The 3,560-nt window shown below is 56.5% G+C and carries 6 protein-coding genes; 3 read left to right on the top strand and 3 right to left on the bottom strand.

What is annotated here, in order from left to right; all coding sequences use genetic code 11:
* Window positions 1–204 precede the first annotated feature (204 nt).
* The gene (locus L8V01_RS11850) at window positions 205–468 is read left to right on the top strand and encodes a hypothetical protein (RefSeq protein WP_011117479.1); all 264 of its coding nucleotides are present in this window, start codon (window positions 205–207) and stop codon (window positions 466–468) included.
* Window positions 469–747: 279 nt separating this feature from the next.
* On the opposite strand, the gene L8V01_RS11845 is transcribed toward L8V01_RS11850, so the two are convergent.
* Together L8V01_RS11845 and L8V01_RS11840 are read right to left on the bottom strand one after the other, a co-directional pair.
* Window positions 748–897 carry a hypothetical protein gene (locus L8V01_RS11845; RefSeq protein WP_011117478.1) on the bottom strand — a complete coding sequence of 50 codons (150 nt, stop codon included), beginning with the start codon at window positions 895–897 and terminating at the stop codon, window positions 748–750.
* Between the two features lie 228 nt (window positions 898–1,125).
* Window positions 1,126–1,566 carry a MarR family winged helix-turn-helix transcriptional regulator gene (locus L8V01_RS11840; RefSeq protein ID WP_269947166.1) on the bottom strand — a complete coding sequence of 147 codons (441 nt, stop codon included), beginning with the start codon at window positions 1,564–1,566 and terminating at the stop codon, window positions 1,126–1,128.
* Between the two features lie 53 nt (window positions 1,567–1,619).
* On the opposite strand from L8V01_RS11840, the gene L8V01_RS11835 reads away from it, so the two are divergent.
* On the top strand, window positions 1,620–1,991 hold the full coding sequence (locus L8V01_RS11835; RefSeq protein WP_166684866.1) for a VOC family protein: 372 nt from the start codon (window positions 1,620–1,622) through the stop codon (window positions 1,989–1,991).
* Between the two features lie 291 nt (window positions 1,992–2,282).
* On the opposite strand, the gene L8V01_RS11830 is transcribed toward L8V01_RS11835, so the two are convergent.
* Window positions 2,283–2,876: a recombinase family protein gene (locus L8V01_RS11830; protein ID WP_269947165.1), complete on the bottom strand. Its 594-nt coding sequence runs from the start codon at window positions 2,874–2,876 to the stop codon at window positions 2,283–2,285.
* Between the two features lie 558 nt (window positions 2,877–3,434).
* Between L8V01_RS11830 and L8V01_RS12005 the strand changes: the two genes are divergently transcribed.
* The gene (locus tag L8V01_RS12005) at window positions 3,435–3,500 is read left to right on the top strand and encodes an erythromycin resistance leader peptide (RefSeq protein ID WP_071569110.1); all 66 of its coding nucleotides are present in this window, start codon (window positions 3,435–3,437) and stop codon (window positions 3,498–3,500) included.
* Window positions 3,501–3,560: the final 60 nt, after the last annotated feature.

Genomic DNA, 3,560 nt, shown 5'->3' with positions numbered 1-3,560 from the left:
CGCACCTCAAAGATTGAAAAATGAAAGAAACCGGAGGTAACATACCCTTTCGAGTTTGTTACTTCCGGTGGTGCAGTTTGTTCAACTGCTCATCAGGATCTTACGGGGGATAACACTAACACACCCTGACTCTTGGAAAACGCAGCACACAGACCGTGCACACCCTCACCGATAAAATGGGCACCAGTCCCGAAAGGAGAAGGAATGTACACGACCATCACCCTCGCCGCACTCGCAGTACTTTTCGTCTTAATCATCCAGACCATCCGCCGCGAACGGCCAGAAGACCGTATGTATTACGCCGCGCTTGGAGGCAGCATAAGCGCAGCAATGATCCTTGTCCCCTCCTTCCTTTTCACCCAGGCCGGTCTCTCGCGAGAACTGGCCGCACTGCTCATCTCCTTCGGCCTACTAGCCTTGTGGATTACCATTTTCGGACTCCGCCTAAACGCAAGAACTAGCAGGTAAACCTGCATAACACAGAACATATGCTTTAGCATATGGCGGAACATACGCTATAACATATGCCTAAACATATGTTCCGCCATATGGCAGGACTCGCGGGCGCACGAATACGCAGATTCCCGCCCGCAGTAGAGAAAAGGAGGGCTACGGGCTCAGTGTGGGAGTATTGCGAAACCTTCGCGCGCCCATTAGCCTAAAAAGTGACAGCACAGTTCATCCCTGAATTGCGGCTGCACAATAAAAAGGGCCCCAACGAGTGCCAGCTCGTTGAGACCCTCGGGCCTAAAGACCCACGTGAAGCATCGCGGTAACGAGCTTCACGATTACGGTCACAAGAACTATGACCTTGGTAGCCACATCTAGCCAGTCAAGCTTGGTGGCATCAAGGTCTTTTCTTTTGCGACCGGGTGTATCCAATGAGTGTTTACCCATTGTCTACCTCCCTTTACGTCGTAGGGTTGTCCGCTCGCCTGAAAAAACGGCGCGCGAGACAGCCCACGTCACGCGCGGGCCTTACCGCGCACCGACGAGGAAGTCACGCCCACACCCAGCGGGGTGTGATTGTGAACCGGAAATAACGTTAGCAGCCACACCTGACGAGACCTAGGTGTACTGACCGGGCACGTTGATTGAGCCGTTGACCCTCGGATGTTGTTGTGTCTACTTCAGGTTCGTGGAGCAGCGGGAGAGGGCGTTGCGAATGCCATGGATCTCTCCCTTGCTGAGTCCGGCCAACATCTGCCGCTCCACTTCGGCGATGGAGGCGCTTGCCCTCTCGAGCACCTCGCGACCCGTTCCGGTCAGCTGTGATGGCCTCGCGCGTCCTTGGTCGACCGACTCGGGTCGCTGCACCAATCCACGGTCTTGCAGCCCACGCAGCACGAGATTCATGGACTGGCGGGTGACAAACGCTCCACGCGCCAGGTCGGCATTGGACAGGCCTGGCTGCTGGCCCAGCAGCTCCAGGCACGCGTACTGCGGGACCGTCAGCCCAAGCGGGCGCAGAGCTTTGTCCATCCGTGTCCGCAGCAGCGCAGTCACCCTCTTGAGCTGGTAACCGATCGCTTCCGAGAGTGGGTTGTTCGTCGTCTCTTGCTTCATGTCAACATTATGACATACTGGATATGTCAACACCCAGACATAAGGAGTAGGATATGACCACCACTGGTATCGACTTCGTCGCCATCCAGGTCCGCGACATCGAGCGATCGGCTGCCTTCTACGAACAGCACCTGGCACTCGTCCGAGCACCCTATGGCCCAGAGCAGGCGATCGTCTTCGACACTCAGCCGATCCCCTTCGCCGTGCGCGAGCCCCTGCCCGGGGTTGACCTCGAGACGGCGACGCCGCGTCCCGGCGTCGGCATTGCCCTCTGGTTCCATGTGGACGATGTGGCCGGAGCGCACCAGTCCTTGGTTCAGGCGGGCGTCCCGATCGTGAGTGAACCCATGAACGGCCCGTTTGGGCTGACGTTCAGCTTCAGTGACCCCGACGGCTACGTCGTGACTGTTCACGACAAGGCCTGACCCACAGGACTCGAGCCTTGAGGGCCAGCGGCATCGAACCGCTGGCCCTCACCTTTCCCCGAGGAGTCAGTCCATGTATCACGCAAATGCCGCGCTCACCCCGCGCCACCGCCTCAAAGTTGCGCGTCTATATCGTGGAGCTAAGTGCACGAGCGTGCAGGTGGCACTACATAAATGCGGCCATATGCTAAAACATATGTTAAAGCGTATGTCTTGCCATATGCTTAGACATATGTCCTGCCATGCGGCAAGCACCGTGGGTGCGCAGATTTACCCTCACGCCGCCGACGCTTAGACGTTCTTCAACGCCCGATACACCGTAGGGCGAGTGACTCCGAATTCCCGCGCCAAGGCTGCTTTCGACTCCCCCGCCAATACGCGCCGCTCAATCTCCGCCACCTGCTGCGGACTAAGAGCAGGCTTGCGGCCTTTGTACTTGCCAGCCTTTTTCGCCAACGCAATCCCCTCCGCCTGGCGCTCCCGGATAATGGCCCGCTCAAACTCCGCAAACGAACCCAAAATACCCAGCATTAAATCCGCGCGTGGATCTGTGGTGTCTTTCGCAAACGCGAGATTCTCATGCAGGAAAGTAACGGTCACACCTTTGCCGGTAAGTTCATCAACAATACCGCGCAGATCCGTTAGCGATCGGGCGAGGCGGTCAATCGATGAGACGACGAGTTCGTCACCGTCGCGCACATACGCCATGCACTCGACAAGTCCAGGGCGGGCAGTCTTGGTGCGGCCGGAAATCTTATCTTCAAAGAACCGGTCAATCCTGCCGGAAGCATTGAGTAGTTCTTTCTGGCGCTGATTATTCTGCTCCACCGTCGAGACACGGATATAGCCCACCCGCTGCCCATGCGAACCAGAGTCATTGACCATTAGTCTTCGCTCCGCGAAGGGTTAAAGGCAGCATTCTCCTGTTTGATGACCGCATCACGATACGACTCAACCACTCGCGCCAAGTCAGACAACTGTGCCCCGTCGAGGCCATCAGCGTCAGCAAGCAAGGATTGTACAATCCTGCCCAACGCCTGCTGCCCCGACGAGAGTCCACCATGCAGATCTTTCACCCGCGCCAACGCGGGTACAGAGTCAATATGACTTTCAATATGGAAACCATCAGGCGATAGCACCACACTCACCACTTTCTGTAAACATAAGGCTTAGACCCCGCTAGACACGTGTAAAACAATGCTAGGAACGGCCCTATTTTACAGGAAACATTCTGCTCCAAACCGGCGTAACAATAGGGTGTACTTTAAAAAGCATTCGGAGGTGGAGCAACTCCCCCCTCGTTGCCCAGAGACGAAATCCGCCAGCGGTGGCGGCGCGACGAGCCGAAGGTAGGACAAACACAATCCCAGTCCAGATGCAGATGTCTTGCACTGTTGCGGCGCAGTGGTCTTCTTTTTCGCCGTGTAGCACCCGCGAAATTAAATGGATATAATTAGGCCCATGTTGATTTCAGGTACCGCTTTCTTGCGGTTGCGCACCAACCGCTAAGGCGGTTTCCTACCCCGTAGGTTAAAAACCGCTCCGGTCCTTTAGCCGGGCGGCTATTTC

This window comes from Corynebacterium curieae, assembly GCF_027570035.1.
GTDB lineage: Bacteria > Actinomycetota > Actinomycetes > Mycobacteriales > Mycobacteriaceae > Corynebacterium > Corynebacterium curieae.
This window is presented reverse-complemented; position numbering and strand designations above follow the sequence as displayed.

Coding starts and splice junctions, on each gene's coding strand:
- L8V01_RS11830 (WP_269947165.1), bottom strand. CDS start 2,876: ATGGTCAATGACTCTGGTTCGCATGGGCAGCGGGTGGGCTATATCCGT.
- L8V01_RS11850 (WP_011117479.1), top strand. CDS start 205: ATGTACACGACCATCACCCTCGCCGCACTCGCAGTACTTTTCGTCTTA.
- L8V01_RS11845 (WP_011117478.1), bottom strand. CDS start 897: ATGGGTAAACACTCATTGGATACACCCGGTCGCAAAAGAAAAGACCTT.
- L8V01_RS11840 (WP_269947166.1), bottom strand. CDS start 1,566: ATGAAGCAAGAGACGACGAACAACCCACTCTCGGAAGCGATCGGTTAC.
- L8V01_RS11835 (WP_166684866.1), top strand. CDS start 1,620: ATGACCACCACTGGTATCGACTTCGTCGCCATCCAGGTCCGCGACATC.